This is a genomic window from Vibrio sp. A37, assembly GCF_059777565.1.
The window spans coordinates 1-21521 of sequence record NZ_JBLNLI010000014.1 but is presented as its reverse complement, the minus strand read 5'-3'; the positions used below and the strand labels follow the sequence as shown (position 1 = coordinate 21521).

At 43.0% G+C, this 21521-nt stretch carries 21 protein-coding genes and 1 tRNA gene; 10 read left to right on the top strand and 12 right to left on the bottom strand.

Translation table 11 applies throughout. The features are described from left to right. Positions 1-123: 123 nt before the first annotated feature. The gene (locus tag ACM2FC_RS18870) at positions 124-1377 is read left to right on the top strand and encodes a uracil-xanthine permease family protein (protein WP_498482556.1); all 1254 of its coding nucleotides are present in this window, start codon (positions 124-126) and stop codon (positions 1375-1377) included. Between the two features lie 24 nt (positions 1378-1401). Here ACM2FC_RS18870 and ACM2FC_RS18865 read toward each other — a convergent pair whose 3' ends face one another. Genes ACM2FC_RS18865 through norV form a run of 4 tightly spaced genes read right to left on the bottom strand, consistent with a single transcriptional unit; the run spans position 1402 to position 4980 of the window. Beyond that, entirely contained in the window at positions 1402-1737 is a 336-nt protein-coding gene (locus ACM2FC_RS18865) for a TehB family protein (RefSeq protein ID WP_498482555.1), read from the bottom strand. A 25-nt stretch (positions 1738-1762) separates the two neighbouring features. After that, positions 1763-2314 (bottom strand): class I SAM-dependent methyltransferase, encoded by a 552-nt coding sequence (locus tag ACM2FC_RS18860; protein ID WP_498482601.1) that lies wholly within the window; start codon positions 2312-2314, stop codon positions 1763-1765. 30 nt (positions 2315-2344) lie between these two features. Next, the gene (gene norW, locus ACM2FC_RS18855; RefSeq protein ID WP_498482554.1) at positions 2345-3487 is read right to left on the bottom strand and encodes an NADH:flavorubredoxin reductase NorW; all 1143 of its coding nucleotides are present in this window, start codon (positions 3485-3487) and stop codon (positions 2345-2347) included. Further along, positions 3487-4980: an anaerobic nitric oxide reductase flavorubredoxin gene (gene norV, locus ACM2FC_RS18850; RefSeq protein ID WP_498482553.1), complete on the bottom strand. Its 1494-nt coding sequence runs from the start codon at positions 4978-4980 to the stop codon at positions 3487-3489. The genes norW and norV overlap by 1 nt, the downstream gene beginning before the upstream one ends. Before the next feature lie 139 nt (positions 4981-5119). On the opposite strand from norV, the gene norR reads away from it, so the two are divergent. The 3 genes from norR to ACM2FC_RS18835 all read left to right on the top strand — a co-directional run bounded on the left by norR (position 5120) and on the right by ACM2FC_RS18835 (position 8676). Next, on the top strand, positions 5120-6712 hold the full coding sequence (norR, locus tag ACM2FC_RS18845; RefSeq protein WP_498482552.1) for a nitric oxide reductase transcriptional regulator NorR: 1593 nt from the start codon (positions 5120-5122) through the stop codon (positions 6710-6712). Positions 6713-6851: 139 nt separating this feature from the next. After that, a complete protein-coding gene (locus ACM2FC_RS18840; RefSeq protein WP_498482551.1) occupies positions 6852-7634 on the top strand; it encodes an SDR family NAD(P)-dependent oxidoreductase in 783 nt (260 codons plus the stop codon). Between the two features lie 49 nt (positions 7635-7683). Further along, positions 7684-8676, top strand: a complete 993-nt coding sequence (locus tag ACM2FC_RS18835; RefSeq protein ID WP_498482550.1) for an AraC family transcriptional regulator — start codon at positions 7684-7686, stop codon at positions 8674-8676. 37 nt (positions 8677-8713) lie between these two features. Here the strand turns inward: ACM2FC_RS18835 and ybaK are convergent, their stop codons facing one another. From ybaK to hemA, 8 genes are all read right to left on the bottom strand, one after another. Beyond that, positions 8714-9187 (bottom strand): Cys-tRNA(Pro) deacylase, encoded by a 474-nt coding sequence (gene ybaK / locus ACM2FC_RS18830; RefSeq protein WP_498482549.1) that lies wholly within the window; start codon positions 9185-9187, stop codon positions 8714-8716. A gap of 116 nt (positions 9188-9303) precedes the next feature. Continuing rightward, positions 9304-10965, bottom strand: a complete 1662-nt coding sequence (gene ushA, locus ACM2FC_RS18825) for a bifunctional UDP-sugar hydrolase/5'-nucleotidase UshA (protein WP_498482548.1) — start codon at positions 10963-10965, stop codon at positions 9304-9306. Between the two features lie 250 nt (positions 10966-11215). Beyond that, complete coding sequence (gene kdsA, locus ACM2FC_RS18820; RefSeq protein WP_498482547.1) at positions 11216-12067, bottom strand: 3-deoxy-8-phosphooctulonate synthase; 852 nt, start codon at positions 12065-12067, stop codon at positions 11216-11218. 22 nt (positions 12068-12089) lie between these two features. Continuing rightward, a complete protein-coding gene (locus tag ACM2FC_RS18815; RefSeq protein WP_498482546.1) occupies positions 12090-12899 on the bottom strand; it encodes a SirB1 family protein in 810 nt (269 codons plus the stop codon). A gap of 76 nt (positions 12900-12975) precedes the next feature. Then, positions 12976-13356, bottom strand: a complete 381-nt coding sequence (locus tag ACM2FC_RS18810; RefSeq protein ID WP_498482545.1) for a SirB2 family protein — start codon at positions 13354-13356, stop codon at positions 12976-12978. A 40-nt stretch (positions 13357-13396) separates the two neighbouring features. After that, on the bottom strand, positions 13397-14254 hold the full coding sequence (gene prmC / locus ACM2FC_RS18805) for a peptide chain release factor N(5)-glutamine methyltransferase (RefSeq protein WP_498482544.1): 858 nt from the start codon (positions 14252-14254) through the stop codon (positions 13397-13399). A 4-nt stretch (positions 14255-14258) separates the two neighbouring features. Further along, positions 14259-15347, bottom strand: a complete 1089-nt coding sequence (gene prfA / locus ACM2FC_RS18800; RefSeq protein WP_498482543.1) for a peptide chain release factor 1 — start codon at positions 15345-15347, stop codon at positions 14259-14261. A 45-nt stretch (positions 15348-15392) separates the two neighbouring features. Further along, positions 15393-16652 carry a glutamyl-tRNA reductase gene (gene hemA, locus ACM2FC_RS18795; RefSeq protein ID WP_498482542.1) on the bottom strand — a complete coding sequence of 420 codons (1260 nt, stop codon included), beginning with the start codon at positions 16650-16652 and terminating at the stop codon, positions 15393-15395. 164 nt (positions 16653-16816) lie between these two features. Between hemA and lolB the strand changes: the two genes are divergently transcribed. The 6 genes from lolB (at position 16817) to ACM2FC_RS18765 (ending at position 21433) form a co-directional block, all read left to right on the top strand. After that, positions 16817-17431, top strand: a complete 615-nt coding sequence (gene lolB, locus ACM2FC_RS18790; RefSeq protein ID WP_498482541.1) for a lipoprotein insertase outer membrane protein LolB — start codon at positions 16817-16819, stop codon at positions 17429-17431. Then, positions 17428-18318 (top strand): 4-(cytidine 5'-diphospho)-2-C-methyl-D-erythritol kinase, encoded by an 891-nt coding sequence (gene ispE / locus ACM2FC_RS18785; RefSeq protein WP_498482540.1) that lies wholly within the window; start codon positions 17428-17430, stop codon positions 18316-18318. The genes lolB and ispE overlap by 4 nt, the downstream gene beginning before the upstream one ends. 10 nt (positions 18319-18328) lie before the next feature. Beyond that, positions 18329-19273, top strand: a complete 945-nt coding sequence (locus ACM2FC_RS18780) for a ribose-phosphate pyrophosphokinase (RefSeq protein ID WP_498482539.1) — start codon at positions 18329-18331, stop codon at positions 19271-19273. A 114-nt stretch (positions 19274-19387) separates the two neighbouring features. After that, a complete protein-coding gene (pth, locus tag ACM2FC_RS18775; protein WP_498482538.1) occupies positions 19388-19978 on the top strand; it encodes an aminoacyl-tRNA hydrolase in 591 nt (196 codons plus the stop codon). A gap of 10 nt (positions 19979-19988) precedes the next feature. Then, entirely contained in the window at positions 19989-21080 is a 1092-nt protein-coding gene (gene ychF, locus ACM2FC_RS18770) for a redox-regulated ATPase YchF (RefSeq protein ID WP_498482537.1), read from the top strand. A 276-nt stretch (positions 21081-21356) separates the two neighbouring features. Beyond that, positions 21357-21433, top strand: a tRNA-Met gene (locus ACM2FC_RS18765). Positions 21434-21521 lie beyond the last annotated feature (88 nt).

Sequence of the window (21521 nt, the reverse complement as noted above, 5' to 3'; positions counted from 1 at the left end):
AAAAGGAGTTGTAATTAGGTCACAGAACCTCACCGCATACGTTTATTCCCTACTCCATTCCGTCTACCATTTTTGCGCGATTCGACAGAAAGTTATTCGCCTTATTTTCCACAGGAGATAGTAATGAAAAACATGATCCAAGGTACACAGATGCTTTTCGTCGCATTTGGCGCCTTAGTGTTAGTGCCCTTATTGACGGGTCTTGACCCGAGTGTTGCCCTATTTGGTGCAGGGATTGGTACGTTACTATTCCAACTGATGACTCGTCGCCAAGTTCCCATTTTTCTTGCGTCATCTTTTGCTTTCATCGCGCCAATTATGTATGGGATACAATCGTGGGGCGTACCCGCCACCTTAGGCGGGCTAATGGCCGCTGGCGCTGTTTATGTTGTGCTCGGAATGATTATTAAGATCAGAGGCAACGAGTTCATCCACAACCTCTTGCCTCCTGTTGTTGTTGGGCCCGTTATTATTGTCATCGGTCTGGGGCTCGCTCCAGTTGCTGTCAATATGGCTCTGGGAAAAACAGGAGACGGCTCTACACAGCTCATCGACGGTAACTTAGCTATGTTCATTTCCTGCTTATCGCTTTTGACTACGGTCATTTTGAGTGTATTTTCTAAAGGCTTTTTTAAACTCGTCCCTATATTAGGCGGCATCTTGGTTGGTTATGTGGTCAGCTTGTTGGTTGGCGTAGTGGACTTTTCTCCACTGAGTACAGCGGCATGGTTTGCACTGCCAAACTTCACCTTCCCAGAATTCAATATCAATGCCATCCTGTTTATGATTCCAGTTGCGATAGCTCCTGCCGTTGAACATGTGGGAGATATCCTAGCCATCTCCAATGTCACTGGGAAAGATTATTTAAAGAAGCCTGGCTTACACAGAACTATTTCAGGTGACGGAATCGCTACGATGGCCGCAACCATGATCGGTGCGCCACCTAACACAACCTATAGTGAAGTGACCGGAGCTGTAATGCTAACAAAAGCGTTTAACCCAGTGGTCATGACTTGGGCGGCCGTTACCGCCATTATTCTAGCGTTGGTCGGAAAATTAGGAGCACTGTTGCAAACGATTCCTGTCCCTGTAATGGGCGGGATCATGATTTTGCTGTTTGGTTCAATTGCCACCGTTGGCCTAAATACACTGATTAGAAATCAAGTGGACTTACATAAATCTAGGAACCTAGTCATCGTCGCTGTTACCTTAGTATTTGGTATTGGCGGTATGGCTTTCGGTATTGGTGATTTCAGCTTGCAAGGTGTTAGCTTAGCAGGAATAGTAGCAATATTGTTAAACTTAGTATTACCAAACGACATTGGTGAGAATCATGTTGTCGACAATACGCAAATCGAAGATGATTCTCACCCATAAAATAATAAGAACGGCGGTCAGCTATCACTTTGTCCCAAATAGCGGCTGGTCTTTCTTATCGGTTTCTGACCAAAAATTAATATTGAATTGAGCATCATCGCTCAATTCTACTCTATGCCAATATTGTGGTGGGCTAGTAGCAAACTCTCCTGCATTAATCACTACTTTTTGCTCCGGCTCTGTAGCCTCCTTATCAGCGAAGCCATAAAAGATAACTGTCCCTTCCATCACACAAATTTGGCCAAATACACCTTCCTTTGTATTGTGGTGCGATAAAAGTGCTGCTGGGACATTTTCCTTAGTAAAAAATGCCGTAGAGCGCTGTATTTTCCAACTGGCTGGAATTCTCAAATGTGGCATAAATCTCTCCAAAAGGCTCACAGCCTTAATATGTAAAAGTAAGGATGTAATGATCTGGGCATCCATGGTCATCAAACTCTAATTTGCTAAACCCTGCTTGTGTAACCTCTTCGATCGCTTGTTGTGGAGAGACTCGCGCATTGGCCCCTTTATAATCAACGATAACAAACCTCGCTTTCTCTCCAGCTTGCTCTCTCACTTTTCGTAAGAAGCTGACTCTTTCTGCAATAAATCGGAAAGTATTCGCGATAAACACAATACCCACATTCCTCGGAATACAAGGATTATCGGATTGAGATTGAATGACTGACACATTTGCAAACTCAGAGTTCGCAAACCTATCTTTCATGTAGCTCACCATATTGGGTTCGCAGTCAATGGAATAAACTTTTCCCTCACTCACCTGCTGAGAAAACAAGTTGGAAAAATATCCTGTTCCCGCTCCAATATCCGCAATTACATCCTCCGGCTTCAAGGCTAAGCTATCCAAGATGTGGCTAGTTTTTTGCCACTCTTCTCTGTTCTCACCGTCGAAGATCTCTTTTAGCCTTTCCGGCTCTGAAAAACTGATTCCCACTTTCAAATTTTCTCGTTTTTAAATGCAATATTATTGGTTGGCATTGACTTCTCTAAGCAATGGAAATGCTTGTTTAACATTTTCATCTGTGACTACAAAGCCAGTCAGCATTTCGTCTTCATTGTATGCTTTGGCAACAATGCCCTGTGGCGTGAAATCTATTCTCCAATTTGAATCATGAGTAAACCTACCCCCTAGTTGAATAGGATATTTTGGCGTTTTAACTTTCACCATCATAGCGGGTAACTGAAGCTCACCAATATCTTCAAGAAGTTGTCTGGCAAGGGTATTGGCACTTAGTATAATAGGCTGTAAGTACGCCATGACTTTACCTTCGATTTCAGCGCAATCCCCCAATGCATAGATATCATCTACCGACGTTTTAAGTCGCTTGTCAACGGTAATACCACGGTTTACATTAATTCCAGATTTTTTAGCTAGTGATACATTCGGCAATAAGCCCGCCGCTGAAAGAACACAATCCGCTATAAATTGCCTTTCACCTTCTGTATCGACTACCAGTTGGTTACCTCGCCTGTTAATTGCGCTGACTTTCGTCATCGGTTCTATTAATACACCGTCACTTCGTAATTGATTTTCTAGCGCAAGCGCGACAAAGTCTGGCATGAGCTTAGACAACAACGAAGGCTCTGTATCGACAAGCCGTACTTTTTTACCGCTGGTCGCTAAGTCCATCGCGAGCTCAACACCGATCAGCCCTCCTCCCAAGATCAAGACACTGTTAGCCTGTGCGAGGGTACTACCATGTTGTTTATACTCTTGCAAACTGTTCAAAGTGATGATTTCGCCCGCTGCTTGTCCTTCTAGAGGTGGGATAAACGTATTTGCACCTGTTGCAAATACTAACTTTGAATAATGATGTTGAATGCCATTTGCGACAACAACTCGTTCGCTTGCTAATACCTCTTCCACGATAGTATTTGATAAGATCTCAACATTGTGTTGCTGAGCAAAAGACTCCGCTCTAGTCAAGATGAGATCATCCGCAGTTTGCTTACGAGTAAATACATGGCTTAAATCGGGCTTGTTATATTCATGGCCATCATTTGAAGTAATAATTTTAATCGGCACTTCAGTATTGAGTCGTCGCAAGGTTTTGACCAATTGGTAAGCGGCAAAGCCGCTTCCAATAATAATGATAGGCTCACTCATTACGCGACCTCTTTGACATTATGTTCAATAAAGACATCTTTTCCTAAACCGCACTCTGGGCATAAGAAATCATCCGGTACTTCGCTCCAAGGTGTACCCGACTCTACACCCTGATTCTCTTCACCGATAATAGGGTCATATACCCAATTACATACTGTGCAAATCATGCACTGGCAATTGCTAGGATGATCGGAGCTTTTAATACTCCTTTTCTGCACACTGTGAACGCTCGCTTTAGATTCGAGTTCACTTGTCTGAGTCGTAGTTTGTGTTGTTAAGCGGACTGCATTGCCGTCATTCAAAGCCCATCTTTTCGCAAGTTCTCTACCATATTCGATACATTCGCGCATGGCCTTTCCATCCGGCTTCCATTTGGTTTTTATGCTAACTGCAGTTTCAAAGCCAGCATCAGTGAGTCGTGCATGGATTCTATCAACGGCACCACCATTCCATCCGTAACTGCCAAATGATGCTGCTTTCTTACCTTTGAACCTCAACCCAGTAATTTCTTCTAACATACCAGCCACTTTGGGCATCATGACATTGTTCATTGTCGACGAACCAACAAGAATACCCTTGGACAAAAATACATTTGCCAAAATCTCGTTTTTATCGTGTTTAGAAACGTTAAATACTTTTACGGCAACATTGCTGTCAACACTGTGTATACCTTGCGCAATTGCGTCAGCCATCATGCGGGTATTGTTTGACATAGAGTCATAGAAAATAGTGATGCGATCTTCTTGGTAGTCATCCGCCCATTTCAGGTATTGTTCAACAATTTGAGTTGGATTTTCTCTCCATACAATACCGTGTGAAGTGGCAATCATATCGACGGGTAAATTGAAGCTCAGAACTTCTTTTATTTTTGTCATTACAAGAGAGCTAAATGGAGTCAGTATGTTCGAGTAATAGCGCAAACATTGCTCCATTAATTCGGCTTGATCTACCTCATCGTTGAATAGGCGCTCGTCGCAATAATGCTGACCAAAAGCATCATTACTAAATAGCACGGCATCACCGGTCATGTACGTCATCATACTATCTGGCCAATGAAGCATTGGGGCTTCGACAAACACTAGCTGTTTACCGTTCCCCAAATCGAGACTATCGCCAGTTTTAACCGTTTTAAAATTCCACTCAGGATGATGATGGTGGCCAACAATTGAATCAATCGCCGCCTCCGTGCAATATATCGGAGTATTGGGAATTCTTGCCATTAACGCGGATAGCGCACCAGCATGATCTTCTTCTGCATGGTTGATGACGATGAAATCAATTTCATTGAGATTAATTTCGGTTTCTAGATTCAATAAGAATTGGTCACTAAAGCGGTGGTCAACAGTATCAATCAACACCGTCTTTTCTTCGCGTATGAGATAACTGTTATAACTTGTCCCTTTCGTTATTTTGTACTCAGTACCGTGAAAGTCTTGGACTTCCCAGTCACGTTGCCCAACCCAGTGAATATTATTTTTTACATGTATTGTCATTTGAGTTTCCTACAAACCATCAATTATATTTTGAGACTAACTAATGAATTGCAGCTAACATGCCAACATGTAAGCATTTGTTTTATATTAATTTTATATTTCAGACAGAAAGAAAGGCTGTTAATAAGACACACTTGACATGTGTCAAAAAATCACAACAATGTCATTAAGACACAATATGAGTTTCACCATGAAATTTGCTTCCTCCAATTGGCTTAAAGTCGCTTTAAGCCTTAACACCGCAGCCAATCAATTCGGTCGATATACGCAGCTACTAGAAACTATTCGCCAAACGGTTAACTGTGATGCTTCCGCTTTATTATTGTTTAAAGACCAACAGTTTATTCCTGTTGCCATTAACGGACTTGATGAAGATGTGCTAGGCCGTCGGTTTGATATTGACGATCACCCTAGACTAGAAGCAATCGCAAGAGCGGGAGATATAGTCCGTTTCCCAGCAGACAGTGACTTAGCCGATCCCTACGATGGTTTAATTGATAATTTGGAAGGTAATTTAGACATCCACTCTTGTATCGGAATGCCATTATTAATTGACGGCAACCTTATCGGTGCTATTACTATTGACGCCTTTGCGGACAGACAATTTGATGAGTTCCCAGATGATGATTTACGAGTTATTAGTGCCTTAGCAGCATCAGGGCTAAACTCGGCCTTACTTCAAGAAAAACTATCCAAACTCTCTGCATTTGAAAATCAGCCTAGCTCTGATCCGCAAGTACATGAACAAGAAATGGTAGGCACATCTGACAAGATCCATGAACTAAAAGCTCAAATCGAAGCAGTTGCCAACACCGATCTATCAGTATTAGTCATGGGCGAAACCGGCGTGGGTAAAGAGCTCGTAGCGAAATCGATACATCAAAACTCTACGCGCTCCAAAGAAAACTTAGTGTACCTAAACTGCGCGGCTCTCCCCGATTCAGTTGCCGAAAGCGAACTATTTGGCCACGTAAAGGGGGCATTTACCGGCGCGATTAGTAATCGAAAAGGTAAGTTTGAGCTAGCGGATAGAGGGACATTATTTCTCGACGAAATTGGTGAGCTTTCTTTAACACTTCAAGCGAAACTATTAAGGGCCCTACAGTACGGAGATATACAAAGAGTGGGCAGTGACAAAGCAATTAAAGTAAACTGCCGGATTGTTGCAGCTACAAACCGTAACCTTCATGAGGAAGTCAAATCACAGCAATTCAGAGCAGATTTGTATCATCGGCTAAGTGTATTCCCAATAATCGTTCCTCCTCTACGGGAAAGAGAGAATGACGTCATTTTGCTCGCTGGTTTTTTTGCCGAGAAATTAAAGTCAGCGCTCAATTTGAAGAGCATACGCCTTGACTCTACTCTTCGACAAAAGTTGATAGAATATTACTGGCCTGGAAACATAAGGGAGCTTGAACATGCAATCAGCCGAGCGATGGTGGTTGCAAAACCTAGCGTACAAAAAGGACAGCTAACTCTCACCGAAGAACACCTGCTTTTACCAAAAGAACATATGAAGGAAATACCTTCGGAGTCTAACCGCAGATCCACTCACAAATTAAACCTCGATTACTCCCAAGGCCTAAAGCAAGCTATGGATAACTTCCAGAAAAAAGTGATTGAAGACTGCTACGACAACAATGGACAAAACTGGGCCGCTACCGCTAGAGAACTGCAAATAGACAACGGCAACTTGCACCGTTTAGCCAAGCGGTTGAAACTTAAGCATTGATAAATGTTATAGTGCCAGCAAAATTTGGCACGATTGGAATGCGGCCTGTCACGTTTGGATGTCTCTTGGCACAGTAGGAAGGTTTATAGTTTTATCAGCATAACAACCTTCACTAGTTCAGCAAAAGAGGCAATTAACGATGACAAACACTGCACTAATAACAGGCGCTTCAAGTGGTATCGGTTTACAGCTTGCAATGACTCATGCAAGCAAAGGTGGTGACTTAGTTCTTGTCGCTCGCTCAGAATCAAAGCTTTATGAACTTAAAAATAATCTAGAGGCAGAGTTCAACATTAAAGTCGTTGTCATAGTATTGGATTTATCTGAACCGAATTCTGCGAACAGTCTATTTGAACAGACAGAAGCACTAGGGTTAACGATAGATATTTTAATCAATAATGCTGGCTTTGGAGGCCATGGTAAGTTCCATGAACGCTCGTTAGAAGATTCTCAAGCGATGATGCAAGTGAATATGGTTACCCTTACCCGACTCAGTCATCTGTATTTAAAAGGAATGATTGAACGTAACTCTGGAAAAATTTTGAACGTATCTTCCGTCGCATCTTTTATGCCTGGCCCACTTCAAGCGGTATATTACGCCACCAAGTCATATGTGACCTCCTTTAGCCAAGCTATCGCAGAAGAAGTTAAAGATAGCAATGTGACTGTCACAGCTTTATGCCCCGGAGCAGTGGATACCGGTTTTGCTAAAGCAGCCAATTTAGAAGGCCTTGATGCATTAAAAAATGCTAAAAATCCACAAAAAGTCGCAGCTTTGGGCTATAAAGCCATGGAAAATGGAGAGCTCGTTGTATTCAATGAATATGCTCTTAAATTTTTAAGTAACTGGGTCATCCCACTTTTCCCACGTAAGCTTTTGCTTAAAATGTCGCGCCAAGTAATGGAAAAAAGCACCAATTAGTTGGGTTGTGATTTAATGATGGTTAATCAACATCTTCGAAGGTATTGAGATGCATAAAGTAAACAGCTTTGTCATACCACAAAACTGGAAGGTTTTAATTCATGACTTGGGCATTGATATTCAGCAAGCATTAGGCTTTGCTGAGCTTCCGTTCCATTTGTTCAGTCAAGATAAAGTCCAATTAACACCTTCTCAATACTTTCAATTGTGGCGTGGCGTAGAAGCAGCTGCGTGTGCAAATAATACAGATATCGCTCTAAAATTTGCAGAGGTTATGAGTTTTGAATCTTTTGATGTACCTATTTTCGCGGCCATGTGCAGCCCAAACCTAAACTTGGCGTTAAAAAGGCTCCAGGAATATAAACCCTTGATTGGACCTATGATTCTAAAAATAGATCAAACAGAAGAATATACTCAAGCAGAAATCCGTTGCTATGGGTTCGATGAAACAATACCTACCGCTCTCAACCTTGTTGAATTGGTGTTTTTTACCCAACTATGTCGCTTGGCGACACGGATAAATATTAACCCTACAGAGATAACGTTACCCAACTTACCTTCTGATACTTCACCCTATCACGCATATTTTGGCTGCCCCATTACTCAAGGAGAGAATACCACTATCAAATTCAGTGCTCAGGATGCTAAAACGCCGTTTTTGACCGAGAATAAAATCGCACTTTCTATGTATGATAAAGTACTACAACAAAAGTTAAGTACATTGGATCTACGCAAAGGTGCTTCTGAAGAAGTCTCGAAGATTTTACTGACTTTGCTCCCACGTGGTGAAAGCGCTATTGAGGCCGTTGCTTCTCAACTAGCAACCAGCAAACGCACGTTGCAAAGAAGACTCGCAAATGAAGGGACAACCTACCAAGCGCTACTGCAAAATGTCCGGCAACAACTGGCAGATCACTATCTTGACGAAACAGAACTTCCCTTAATTGAAATATCTTTTTTATTAGGTTTTCAAGAATCCAATTCGTTTATTCGAGCCTATAAAGATTGGACAGGTACATCACCCGGTAAAGCTCGGATCTAACCTAACCAAGCACACTAATGCTCGAAAGACGAGTAAGCTAATCACACAAACTACAAAACTTAGCTCGAGTTGCGCTGGCAAGATCATTTGCTGCCAACTCTATCTCTAAACCTCGTTTTCCGGCGCTTACGTGAATTGTATTATGTTGAGTGGCAGACTCATGAATAAATGTTGGCAGCGCTTTCTTTTGCCCCAAAGGGCTAATTCCCCCAACGACATAGCCTGTGACTTTTTGCGCAATGTCAGGGTTAGCCATATCGGCCTTTTTCTTGCCCGCCGCTTTCGCAGCAAGCTTCAAATTAAGTTTGCATTCAACTGGAATGATAGCGACAGCTAACTCTCTTTCTTTACCATCAGTGCAAAAAAGCAGTGTTTTAAATACTGTATCTGCGTCTAAGCCAAGAAGCTCAACCGCCTCCAGACCATAGCTATTCGCTCTTGGATCATGCTCATATTGATGGATTTTGTGTGGGATTTTTTTCTTTTTCGCTAAATTAATGGCAGGTGTCACTTTTAGAACCCTAATATTAAGTGATTGGTATACAAAGTAATTCATTCGTAGCCTAAACACAACAACGCGCCAAAAGACAATCTAAGCCTTTAAGCGCGTTAGTTCAGTCAAATTGTTTACTTATAAACAATTTGTCCTTTTGGCTCAAACTTATCCACCACGATTGGACTGTGTGTTTGCAGATACTCTTTTAGTACTTCTGCATCGACAAAACCTGTATTCACATATCCAGGATGCTCAGTCAATTTAGGATAGCCGTCACCACCTGCTGCGTTGTAGCTAGGTATGGTAAATCGATAGGTTTTAGTTTCATCTAATGGCTGGCCACCGATCTTCACGTCCGTTACTTTGCCACCTGACACCACCATTGAGATACCAGAGAATTGAGCATAGGCTCCGGAATCGACTGGTTTTGTTGCGACAACATTCAAATAATCCAACACTTCTTTGCCTGTCATATCAACATAAGTGATGATGTTGCCAAATGGCTGTACTTTTAACACATCTTTGTAAGTAATATCACCCGATTCTATTGAGTCGCGTACCCCCCCAGAATTCATCACTCCAAAGTCCGCTTTACCTCTCTCTCGTTGAGCTTCAGCAATCAGTCGACCTAGGTTTGTTTGCTTAAATCGAACCACATTTCGGTCGCCTTCCAACTTGCCATCAGAGTTTGCTATTTTAACGCTGAGCTGCTCTTGGCCTTTTTCTTGGTATGGCGTCAGGAACTCTACCATCTCTTTGTTGTGTGGAATTTCCTCTTCGATTAACACTCGCTGGCTTTTTCCATCAACTTTAATTTTTTTCTTTAAGTTGACCGGAATAAGGTCGTAGCTAACCATTTGCAACTCACCATTTTTGAAGGTGTAATCAGCACGACCTACATATTTACCCCATTCATGAGCTTGTAAAATGTAGGTGCCGTTTTGTTGATCAGGTTTGCAGTCATCACCCGGCTTAAATGAGGTATTGACGTGATTTTCTGACTCCATACAAACAGGCTCTTGTGAATGACCACCAACGATCATGTCTAACGAACCCTCATCAAGATAACGTGCTAAAGCAACATCTCCGGGGGCGTTGATACCATGGCGGCCATCTTCATAGTGGCCCATATGAGTGACGGCAAAAATGAGATCAGGGTTTTCTTTCTGTTTGATCTCTTCAATTAAAACTTTTGCTTCCACTTTAGGGTCTCTAAATTCCACATTACCCAAATATTCGGGATTACCAATCTTCGCAGTGTCTTCGGTAGTTAATCCAATGACAGCGATTTTAACGCCCTGCTTATTGAATATTTTGTAGGGTTCGAACAAACGCTTACCGGAGGTTTTATCATAAATATTCGCTGAGAGAAGAGGAAACTGAGCCCAGTTTTTCTGCTTCATTAGAACTTCGAGCGGATTATCGAACTCGTGGTTACCTATTGCCATCGCGTCATAACCGATTTTGTTCATGCCTTTGAAATCAGGTTCGGCATCTTGGAGATCGGATTCAGGAACACCAGTATTGATATCACCACCAGAGAACAACAGAACTGTGCCGCCGTTCTTTTCTACTTCTTGGCGGATATTGTCAACCAGTGTTTTTCGAGCAGCCATACCATATTCACCATGCCTGTTATGCCAGAAACGGCCATGGTGATCATTGGTGTGTAGCACCGTTATGTTGTAGGTTTTATCTTTTTTCCACTCGTGACTCGGCTCTGGAGAACAGCCCACCATTGATGCAAGCACCGCTGTGCTAAAAGCTATTTTTAGCCAACTACCCTGTTTCATATTTGTATCCTTCGCATTTGCTCTGCATTTAACCTTTGCCCGATTCAGACAAAAGATTATGACAAGCCAAGTCTAAATTAACCAAACAAAGCAATTGAGTACTAGTAATAGATTTGCCGAATCGATCACGTCAAGAATGTACAAATAGTGAAATGAATCTCATGTTGTTAGATGTCTAACAAAGTTCTGATGTAAAAAGAGCCAGCACGTTAAGGCTGGCTCTTTAAAGGAAATGATAGCAAGCGAACGACTATCGAATATCGATTGGTTCAAAACCCTTAATAAGATCATCTAGCGCTTTCATTTGTGCCAAGAACGGCTCAAGTTTATCTAGAGGCAATGCAGAAGGGCCATCGCACTTCGCTTTATCTGGGTTCGGGTGAGCTTCAATAAATAGACCTGCAATCCCTGTTGCTAGGCCCGCTTTAGCGAGCTCGACTGTCTGTTCTCTTCTTCCGCCTGACGCAGCACCAGAAGGGTCACGCATTTGCAGTGAATGCGTAACATCAAAGATGATCGGACTACCTTTTGAGGCTTTTTTCATGACGCCAAAACCAAGCATATCCACAACAAGGTTATCATAACCATGGCAAGAACCACGTTCACAAAGAATGACGTTCTCATTTCCACACTCGGCAAACTTCTCAACAATATTGCCTACCTGTCCAGGGCTCATGAATTGTGGTTTTTTTACATTAATCACAGAGCCAGTACGAGCCATTGCTTGCACTAAATCAGTTTGACGTGCCAAAAATGCTGGTAGTTGAATAACATCTACAACATCTGCAACAGGTTGTGCCTGCTCTTCAGTGTGTACGTCAGTGATGATTTTCACACCAAATGTGTCTTTTAACTCTTGGAAGATTTTCATGCCTTCTTCAAGGCCTGGGCCACGATAAGAATGAACCGAGCTACGATTTGCCTTATCAAAAGAAGCTTTGAACACGTAAGGGATATTTAACTTCTCTGTTACCTTGACGTAATGCTCACAAATTTGCATTGCTAAATCACGAGACTCTAATACGTTCATTCCCGCAAATAGAGTAAAAGGCTTGTCGTTGGAAACTGGAATATCACCAACATTTACAACTTTCTGTTGCATTTTAAAATCTCTTCTTCTTGAATTAATGGACAGTAACGGGAGTTTCGCTCATCGCATTTACTTGGCTTTTTAATAGCTCAGCAGCGGGATCATCTGGACACTGATCAATGAAATATTGATAGTCAGTCAATGCAACTTGATGACAGTCTAATTGCTGATAAATAAACCCTCTATCACGAATTTCATACGGGTCATCAGGGACAAACGTCAACGCAAGATCTGTGCAACGCAACGCTAGCGTATAGCGCTCTTCACGTAACAAAGCCGTTTTTAGTAACGCTAACCAACGACCAATAATCGTTGGGTTATCTGCTATCTCCAAATCTTCTTCTTTTAGCGACTCCAACGGACCTCTGTGGCCGATAATCCAAGCTTTTAAAGTGTGCTTATCTACAACTTCACCATCAAAAGGATTGATAAATATTGGCTTCTCACCAGACCAGGAAAGTTTAATCAATAGTTGTGTAGGAAACGACACAGCTTCCATCGGGAAGCCTAGCCGACAACCGATGTATAGAAGAATCGAACCTAGGCTCACAGGAATACCTTTACGGCTTTCGAGCACTTTATCCAAAAAAGCGTTGCTCGAATCATAATAGGCATCTTTATCGCCGCAAAACTCCCACTCACAGTAAAATAAGCGTAAAAAGGCATCAAATTTCTGTTTTTGATCCGCTTCATTTACCAGAGCTAGCTCTGCTTCCTCAAATAAGCGTTTGAGCTCCTTTCTTGCCCACTTTGAATTGGTTTCTGGATTGACCGCTTTATTCAACGCAAGTGCGCCATCCGCAAGATCCATTGCATCAAAGTCTTCATCAATTAAGTTCAGCATTCTACGACCTTTAAACAGCATACCCGAGTGACCTAAAAAACGGCCTTCGCTCCTCAAGGCTCACTCGGGTATAAACTTAAAAAAATATAGGGGCTTTGGTCACCGCTATTTTGCCAGCCATCGCTAACCATCCAAGTGCGCCAAAAAAGGCCAGCGAGCGAGTCAGTTTATTTTTCCCCAACTTTATCGCAAAAAAGCCTAACGCGATATATGCAAGAACACACATTAGTTTTTCTGTCAGCCAAGGAGCGGCAGGAGTAAAAGGTATAAAACCAGTAATAAATATCAGACTAACACCAGATAAAAGTAGAAACGTATCATTCACATGGGGAAATATTTTAAAAAACTTGCGCTCACCTAGCTGCGAGTTTGCCATGATAAATCCGTAACGAAGCGTCAACATGAGTACACTGATCGCTACAGTCAAAACGTGAAAATGCTTTATACCTTCGTACATAAATCCTTTCCTAGCACATTAGTTAAATACAGACGCGAAGTTATTTTTCGAACTGCCCAAAGGACACACGATCATTACCTGCGTAGTCTTTTTCAGTAGCAATATTTTGGTAACCCAAGCCAGCCAAGATTTCTCTAACCAGCTGACCTTGGTCATAGCCATGTTCAAAAACAACCCAACCTTGCGGCAGCAGGTATTGTTTTGCTCCAGCGGCAATATAACGAATATCAGCCAAGCCATTTTCTTCTGCAACCAACGCTGACATCGGTTCAAATCTCACATCACCTTGCTGCAAATGTGGATCGGCTTTGTCTATATACGGTGGGTTAGAGACAACCAACTGAAACTTTTCACCGACAGACTGTTTCACCGGCTCAAACCAGCTACCACACAAAAACTTTGCATTTGAAATAGCATGTTTGTTGGCATTGTGACTTGCTAACTCTGCCGCTTCTGGTTGGAGGTCAACCCCCCACACCGTCACATCAGGCTTTTCTGACGCAATAGCAAGGGCTATAGCTCCCGTACCAGTACCTAAGTCCAATACGTTGCCACTGTTTTGCTCTAGTAACTCAAGCGCAACTTCTACAAGTCGCTCGGTATCTGGGCGCGGAATCAACGTTGACTCAGAAACGTTGAGTGACAATGACCAAAACTCTCGTTCACCAATGATATATGCAATTGGCTGCCCTGTTAATCGCTGTGTGAGAAGCAATTCAAACTCTGACAGTTCTTGCTCTGTCAGAGCTCTTTCAGGCCAAGTTAACAAATAGGATCTTGGTTTATCGAGAGCGTGGCATAACAATACTGCAGCATCAATCGAAGGTGAATCGCTTTCTGCTGCCGATAGCCGTTCGACAGCACTTTTTAACGCTTCATCAATAGTCACTTGCGTCATGGAGTTAGTTGCTTTCCGCGAGAGCAGCAAGCTGATCTGCCTGATACTCCTGAACAACCGGGTCGATCAGACTTTGCAAGTCGCCTTCCATTACTTCTGCCAGGCGATACAAGGTTAAATTGATACGGTGGTCCGACACACGACCTTGAGGGTAGTTGTAAGTACGGATACGGTCACTTCGATCCCCAGAGCCAAGCAAGTTACGACGAGTATCAGACACTTCTGCTGCTCGTTTTGCTTCTTCCGCTTGGATAATGCGAGCGGCAAGAACAGACATCGCTTTCGCTTTGTTCTTATGCTGAGAACGTTCATCCTGACACTCTACTACAGTACCTGTTGGCAAGTGAGTAATACGAATCGCAGAATCTGTCGTGTTAACGTGCTGACCACCAGCACCCGAAGCGCGGAACGTGTCAATTTTTAGATCACTGGCTTTGATTTCAGGAATTTCTGCTTCAGGAATTTCAGGCATGATAGCAACAGTACAAGCTGATGTATGCACTCGGCCCTGAGATTCGGTTGCCGGAACACGCTGTACGCGATGACCGCCAGATTCAAATTTTAATACTCCATAAGCGCTGTCACCGGTGACTTTGGCAATCATCTCTTTATAGCCACCGTGCTCTGCTTCATTGGCAGACATCACTTCAATTCGCCATCCGTTCTTTTCTGCAAATCGACTATACATGCGGAACAGATCACCTGCAAAGATGCCGGCTTCATCACCACCAGCACCTGCGCGAATTTCCAAGAAACAGTTGCGTTCATCATTTGGATCTTTAGGTAACAACAGAATTTGCAGCTCATCATTTAGACGAACGATGGCGTCTTTTGCTTCTTTTATTTCTTCAAGTGCCATTTCACGCATTTCGGCGTCATCTTCGTTGGCCATTTCTTCAGCGGCTTCTAAATCTTCTTGTGCTTGCTGATAGGCTTGAAAACACTTAGTCACCTCCTCTAATTGCGAGTACTCTTTCGATAGAGAACGGAACTTGTCTTGGTCCCCAATTACATCGGGATCACCAAGGAGATGTTGAACTTCTTCGTACCGTTCAACGAGGGTTTCAAGCTTTACTAATATTGACGCTTTCATATTACTTCTTAACTTAGAAAAATTTGGATAAATTTAGGGGGCACCCTAGTTGAGGTCATCAAGACCTAGACTTTGCCGGATAACTACCAACTTACTAGGTTCCCCTTGCTCGGCCGCTTGTTGGAGCGCACGAGTTGGAGCGTGTATCAATTTGTTGGTCAGTTTGTTGCTCAATTCTAGCAGCACTTTCTCAGGGTCGTTACCCAAAGCTAATGCCTGTAAGCTCTTGTTCAACAACTCTTCGCGAATATCATTCGAGGTTTTCCTGTACTCGCGAATACTATCTACGGCATGCAGTGAACGCATCCAGCTCATAAATGCGGCACTTTCTTCTGTCACGATTGCTTCGGCCTGTATGGCTTCCACTTTTCTCTGAGCCATGTTGCTATCTACGATGGACTGTAAATCATCAACACTATATAAGTAAGCATCATTGAGTTCAGATACCTGTGACTCTATATCTCGCGGTACAGCGATATCAACCAATAGCATTGGCTGGTGTCTGCGAGCTTTTAACGCGCTTTCTACCATACCTTTACCAATAATAGGTAACGGGGCGGCAGTTGAGCTAATCACGATATCGGCTTCTTGCAGATGATCAGGGATTTCGTTGAGCGCAATGACTTGCCCACCAAACTCATTAGCAAGATTCAAAGCTCTTTCCCGAGTTCGGTTTGCCACAATAATCTTGCAACTGCCATGGCCAGAAAGGTGTTTGGCAACCAACTCGATGGTTTCACCCGCTCCAACCAACATAACAGTTAGATTATCGAGAGATTCAAAAATATGCTTTGCTAGAGTACATGCTGCATAGGCTACCGACACAGCACTGCCACCGATATCCGTTTCCGTTCTCACCCTTTTCGCTACGGAAAATGCCTTTTGGAATAACTTTTCAACGGAAGCATCCAGCGCTTTATGTTTGCGAGACTCTGAATAGGCTTGTTTCACTTGCCCCAAAATTTGTGGCTCACCTAATACAAGTGAATCTAATCCGCAGGATACTCGCATTAAATGACGAGTTGCAGCTTGGTCTTCATGTACATAAAGACATGGCTTAATATCTTCTGGACTGACTTGATGAAAATCGATAAGCCAGTCGATTAACTTATTTTTACTGCCTGTACTAACGTCGCAGTATACTTCTGTTCGGTTGCAGGTTGATAAAATAACACTACCATTCACATTAGAATTCGCTGCCAATTGATTTAGCGCATCAGACATTTTATCTGGACCAAACGCAACCTTTTCACGCAACTCTACTGAAGCCGTATTGTGATTGATTCCAATGGCAAGCAAGGACATGTATATTGAATTCTCTGAATTTGGGTTATTTAAATAAGTTGGGAATTTTACTTTATGCCCCAAACTATTAAAAGGGCAACTGCAATTTGTTTTCACCAGTTCGTGATATCAATGATATAGTGGCACTAATTTTCGATATCCGACAGTATGAATTTTGAGCTCATATGAAACTGCTGCAAAAATTTACTTTTCTATTCATTGTATTATCCGTAATATCTGGTTGTAGCTCACTTCCTAAAAGTTCGACCAACGTCAAGTGGCAACAGCAACAAGAAAGACTTTCATCGATAAAAAGTTATCGAGCTACTGGCAAACTTAACTATATTTCCCCAGAGCAAAGACAATCACTATACTTCCAATGGAAACACTCTGAGGATAAAAGCCAGTTAAGGCTCACTACCTTTTTAGGGCAAAGTGTATTGAATTTGGTTATCACCCCAACCATATCCACCGTAACAACATACAACGATAAGGTCTACACAGATCCCAACCCTAGTGAGCTGGTCTATCGCTTAACTGGCCTTATACTTCCAGTTGATCAGCTGCAAGACTGGCTTATTGGCAAACCCACTGGAGCCGATAACTACCAGTTAAATCCAACGAATACTGTTGCCTCAATAGATAAATCTGTTGATGGCAAAGATTGGCAGCTCACCTATCAAGCTTATACCGACGAAAAAGTGGCAGGTAATACCGTTCCCCTCCCAAGTAAGTTAAGCCTGAAACAGGGAAAAACATCGTTAAATATCAGCGTATCAAAGTGGACATTAAACCAGTGATAAATAAACAGACACACTGGCCATCACCAGCAAAGCTAAACCTATTTTTGTACATTACTGGCAAAAGAGAATCGGGATATCACGACTTACAGACTCTGTTTCAGTTTGTTGATTTCGGCGATACGTTGACTATTACAGCCATCGAAAATGAAGAGATCATCTTAACTCCTGAGATTCCTGGGGTACAAAAAGAAGACAACTTAATCTATAAAGCGGCAAAAGCTCTACAAAATGCAGCGAACTGCCACTATGGTGCAGAAATCCATTTAGAAAAAATTCTTCCAATGGGAGGTGGCATCGGTGGAGGTTCGTCCAATGCAGCGACGACATTAGTCGCTTTAAACAATTTATGGCAAACAAACCTTAGCGACGATGAACTCGCAGGCATTGGGCTTGAGCTAGGGGCAGACGTGCCTGTTTTTGTCCGCGGTGTTGCGGCCTTTGCAGAAGGCGTCGGTGAAAAGTTAACCCCTGTTACGCCAAAGGAAAAATGGTATCTAGTGGTTCGACCGAATGTCAGCATTGCAACTGTAGACATATTTAAACATCCCGATTTAACGCGAAATACACCGAAACGTGCGTTAGAATCTATATTATCTCAACCTTACGTAAACGATTGCGAAAAAATTGTGCGAATGCTGTATCCAGAGGTTGATAAGCAACTTTCATGGCTGCTACAATATGCGCCGTCGAGATTGACTGGCACAGGATCCTGCGTGTTTGCTGAATTTGATAGTAAATTCGATGCAGATACTGTACTAGATAAGCTTTCTGACAATGTCTCTGCGTTTGTCGCTCAAGGGCGAAATCTATCGCCGTTGAAACAGAGACTCGCTGACTACCAGTCAGCAAAACACCATTCCGTTAAAAACTGGACGCAACCCTGAGGTTTCTACCGTGCCTGATATGAAGCTATTTGCTGGTAACGCAACACCTGAACTAGCCCAACGTATTGCTGACCGTCTATACATCTCTCTTGGCGATGCTACTGTTGACCGTTTCTCTGATGGAGAAGTCGCAGTACAAATCAACGAAAATGTTCGTGGTAGTGATGTATTCATTATTCAATCAACTTGTGCTCCAACTAACGACAACCTAATGGAGTTAGTTGTAATGATTGATGCAATGCGCCGCGCTTCAGCTGGCCGTATTACAGCCGTCATTCCATATTTTGGCTACGCTCGCCAAGATCGACGTGTGCGTTCAGCACGTGTGCCAATTACTGCAAAAGTTGTTGCAGATTTCCTTTCAAATGTTGGCGTTGACCGCGTTCTAACGATTGACCTACACGCTGAACAAATCCAAGGTTTCTTCGATGTACCTGTAGACAACATCTTCGGTACGCCTGTTCTCTTGGAAGATATGCAAAACCGTGGGCTAGAGAATCCTGTCGTTGTTTCTCCTGACTTAGGTGGCGTTGTTCGTGCTCGCGCAACAGCGAAAGCTCTCGGTGATATCGATATCGCTATCGTCGACAAACGTCGTCCTAGAGCAAACGTATCTGAAGTGATGAACCTGATCGGTGAGGTCGAAGGACGTGACTGTGTAATCGTTGATGACATGATCGATACTGGCGGCACGCTATGTAAAGCAGCTGAAGCACTGAAAGAGCGCGGTGCTAAACGAGTATTTGCTTACGCTACTCACGCGGTATTCTCTGGTAACGCAGCTTCAAACATCAAAAATTCTGTACTAGACCAAGTAATTATCACTGACTCTATTTCAGTATCACCTCAGATGGAAAAGACAGGCAAAGTTACTACGTTAAGCCTTTCACGCATGCTTGCTGAAGCGATTCGCCGTATCAGCAACGAAGAGTCTATCTCTGCGATGTTCAAATAAATCGTCAGCGATTGAGAGTTTCCCTAAAAGCACTTCGAAAGGAGTGCTTTTTTGTTGCCAGTCATTTGTATGCTATCATGGCGCGCTTTTTGAGTTTCTAGAGAGAATATAACGTTGAATCAACCGATCAAACTTCTCGTCGGGCTAGCCAACCCGGGACCTGAATACAAGCAGACAAGGCATAACGCCGGAGCTTGGGTTGTTGAGGAATTAGCTAGAAACCACAATATTACCCTGAAACAAGAAGCCAAATTCTTTGGTCTTACAGGGAGAATCATGTTGAATGGGCAAGATCTGCGTTTGTTGATCCCAACCACTTTCATGAACTTATCTGGTAAATCTATAGCAGCACTGGCTAAGTTTTATCAAATTACCCCAGAGGAGATCATGGTTGCTCATGACGAGCTTGATTTACCTCCGGGCGTTGCCAAATTTAAAAAAGGTGGTGGACATGGCGGTCACAACGGGCTCAAAGACACCATCAGCAAGCTTGGCAACAATAAAGATTTTTATCGCCTAAGGATTGGCATCGGCCATCCGGGACACAAAGATAGAGTGTCGGGCTACGTGCTGGGCAGAGCTCCAGCAAAAGAACAAGAGTGCTTAAATGCCGTTGTGGACGAATCTGTACGCAGCCTAGACATCTTAATCAAAGATGGCCTAACTAAAGCACAAAACCGATTACACACGTTCAAAGCTGAATAAGGTTATTATCATGGGTTTTAAATGTGGCATTGTTGGCCTACCAAATGTAGGTAAATCAACGTTGTTTAACGCATTAACAAAGGCAGGAATTGAAGCTGCCAACTTCCCTTTTTGTACTATCGAACCAAATACAGGAATCGTTCCTGTACCAGATTTACGACTAGACGCACTGGCTAAAATCGTTAACCCGCAAAAGATTCTACCGACAACGATGGAGTTTGTAGACATTGCTGGTTTGGTTGCTGGGGCATCAAAAGGGGAAGGTTTAGGAAACAAATTCCTAGCTAACATCCGTGAAACTGACGCAATTGGCCACGTTGTTCGCTGCTTCGAGAATGAAAATATTGTCCACGTAGCAGGAAAAGTCTCTCCGATTGAAGACATCGAAGTCATCAACCTAGAGCTTGCTCTGGCCGACTTGGATTCTTGCGAAAGAGCTATCCAGCGTAACGCTAAAAAAGCCAAAGGTGGAGACAAAGACGCTAAGTTTGAACTGATTGTACTTGAAAAGCTGCTTCCTGTTCTGACCGAAGGTGGAATGGCTCGCACCGTTGAGCTGGCAAAAGAAGAGCTTGCCGCGATTGGTTACCTAAACTTCCTTACTTTGAAGCCAACTATGTACATTGCAAACGTGAACGAAGATGGCTTTGAAGATAACCCATATTTGGATGCGGTACGTGAGTACGCTGAAAAAGAAAACAACGTGGTAGTCGCTGTTTGTGCTGCTATCGAGTCTGAGCTGTCAGAACTTGATGACGAAGACAGAGAAGAGTTTCTAGCCGATATGGGTATCGAAGAGCCGGGACTAAACCGCGTTATTCGCTCAGGTTACGAGCTGCTCACCCTACAAACCTACTTCACTGCAGGGGTAAAAGAAGTGCGAGCTTGGACCATTCCTATTGGTGCAACGGCTCCACAAGCGGCTGGTAAAATTCATACCGACTTTGAAAAAGGCTTCATCCGAGCAGAAGTTGTTGGTTATGACGACTTCATCAAATACAACGGTGAAAGCGGTGCAAAAGAAGCCGGTAAGTGGCGTCTAGAAGGCAAAGATTACATCGTCAAAGACGGCGACGTGGTCCATTTCCGCTTCAACGTTTAATCTCAGAATAGATTTTGATGCAAAAGCCAGCTAACTCGCTGGCTTTATTGTTATTAACTACGAGCAATCTTTCAACGCTTATAAAATAAGCAACGAATTTGCCTGATAATTTGTTATCAGTTTTTGATCATAAACACCCCTCTTTGTTTAAAAAGAAACCGAACGGTAGATATATCCAGATTTATTAAAAAAAAATGTTGACGGGTTTGGCTCAACTCAGCATAATGCGGGCCGTTCCCAACGAGATGGCTCAAACATCTCGAAGGTAAAACAAATGGCTACGTAGCTCAGCTGGTTAGAGCACATCACTCATAATGATGGGGTCACAGGTTCGAATCCCGTCGTAGCCACCATTTCTACTGTTGGTTTTTACAGGTAGAAGATATGCGGAAGTGGCGGAATTGGTAGACGCACCAGATTTAGGTTCTGGCGCCGCAAGGT

What these genes read in the sequence shown, in the direction of transcription:
- norW (WP_498482554.1), bottom strand. Translation starts at nt 3,487, where the DNA reads ATGAGTGAGCCTATCATTATTATTGGAAGCGGCTTTGCCGCTTACCAA.
- norR (WP_498482552.1), top strand. Translation starts at nt 5,120, where the DNA reads ATGTGTCAAAAAATCACAACAATGTCATTAAGACACAATATGAGTTTC.
- lolB (WP_498482541.1), top strand. Translation starts at nt 16,817, where the DNA reads ATGAAACTGCTGCAAAAATTTACTTTTCTATTCATTGTATTATCCGTA.
- hemA (WP_498482542.1), bottom strand. Translation starts at nt 16,652, where the DNA reads ATGTCCTTGCTTGCCATTGGAATCAATCACAATACGGCTTCAGTAGAG.
- ACM2FC_RS18810 (WP_498482545.1), bottom strand. Translation starts at nt 13,356, where the DNA reads ATGTACGAAGGTATAAAGCATTTTCACGTTTTGACTGTAGCGATCAGT.
- norV (WP_498482553.1), bottom strand. Translation starts at nt 4,980, where the DNA reads ATGACAATACATGTAAAAAATAATATTCACTGGGTTGGGCAACGTGAC.
- ushA (WP_498482548.1), bottom strand. Translation starts at nt 10,965, where the DNA reads ATGAAACAGGGTAGTTGGCTAAAAATAGCTTTTAGCACAGCGGTGCTT.
- ACM2FC_RS18815 (WP_498482546.1), bottom strand. Translation starts at nt 12,899, where the DNA reads ATGCTGAACTTAATTGATGAAGACTTTGATGCAATGGATCTTGCGGAT.
- kdsA (WP_498482547.1), bottom strand. Translation starts at nt 12,067, where the DNA reads ATGCAACAGAAAGTTGTAAATGTTGGTGATATTCCAGTTTCCAACGAC.
- prmC (WP_498482544.1), bottom strand. Translation starts at nt 14,254, where the DNA reads ATGACGCAAGTGACTATTGATGAAGCGTTAAAAAGTGCTGTCGAACGG.
- ychF (WP_498482537.1), top strand. Translation starts at nt 19,989, where the DNA reads ATGGGTTTTAAATGTGGCATTGTTGGCCTACCAAATGTAGGTAAATCA.
- prfA (WP_498482543.1), bottom strand. Translation starts at nt 15,347, where the DNA reads ATGAAAGCGTCAATATTAGTAAAGCTTGAAACCCTCGTTGAACGGTAC.
- ACM2FC_RS18865 (WP_498482555.1), bottom strand. Translation starts at nt 1,737, where the DNA reads ATGCCACATTTGAGAATTCCAGCCAGTTGGAAAATACAGCGCTCTACG.
- ACM2FC_RS18840 (WP_498482551.1), top strand. Translation starts at nt 6,852, where the DNA reads ATGACAAACACTGCACTAATAACAGGCGCTTCAAGTGGTATCGGTTTA.
- ACM2FC_RS18870 (WP_498482556.1), top strand. Translation starts at nt 124, where the DNA reads ATGAAAAACATGATCCAAGGTACACAGATGCTTTTCGTCGCATTTGGC.
- ACM2FC_RS18835 (WP_498482550.1), top strand. Translation starts at nt 7,684, where the DNA reads ATGCATAAAGTAAACAGCTTTGTCATACCACAAAACTGGAAGGTTTTA.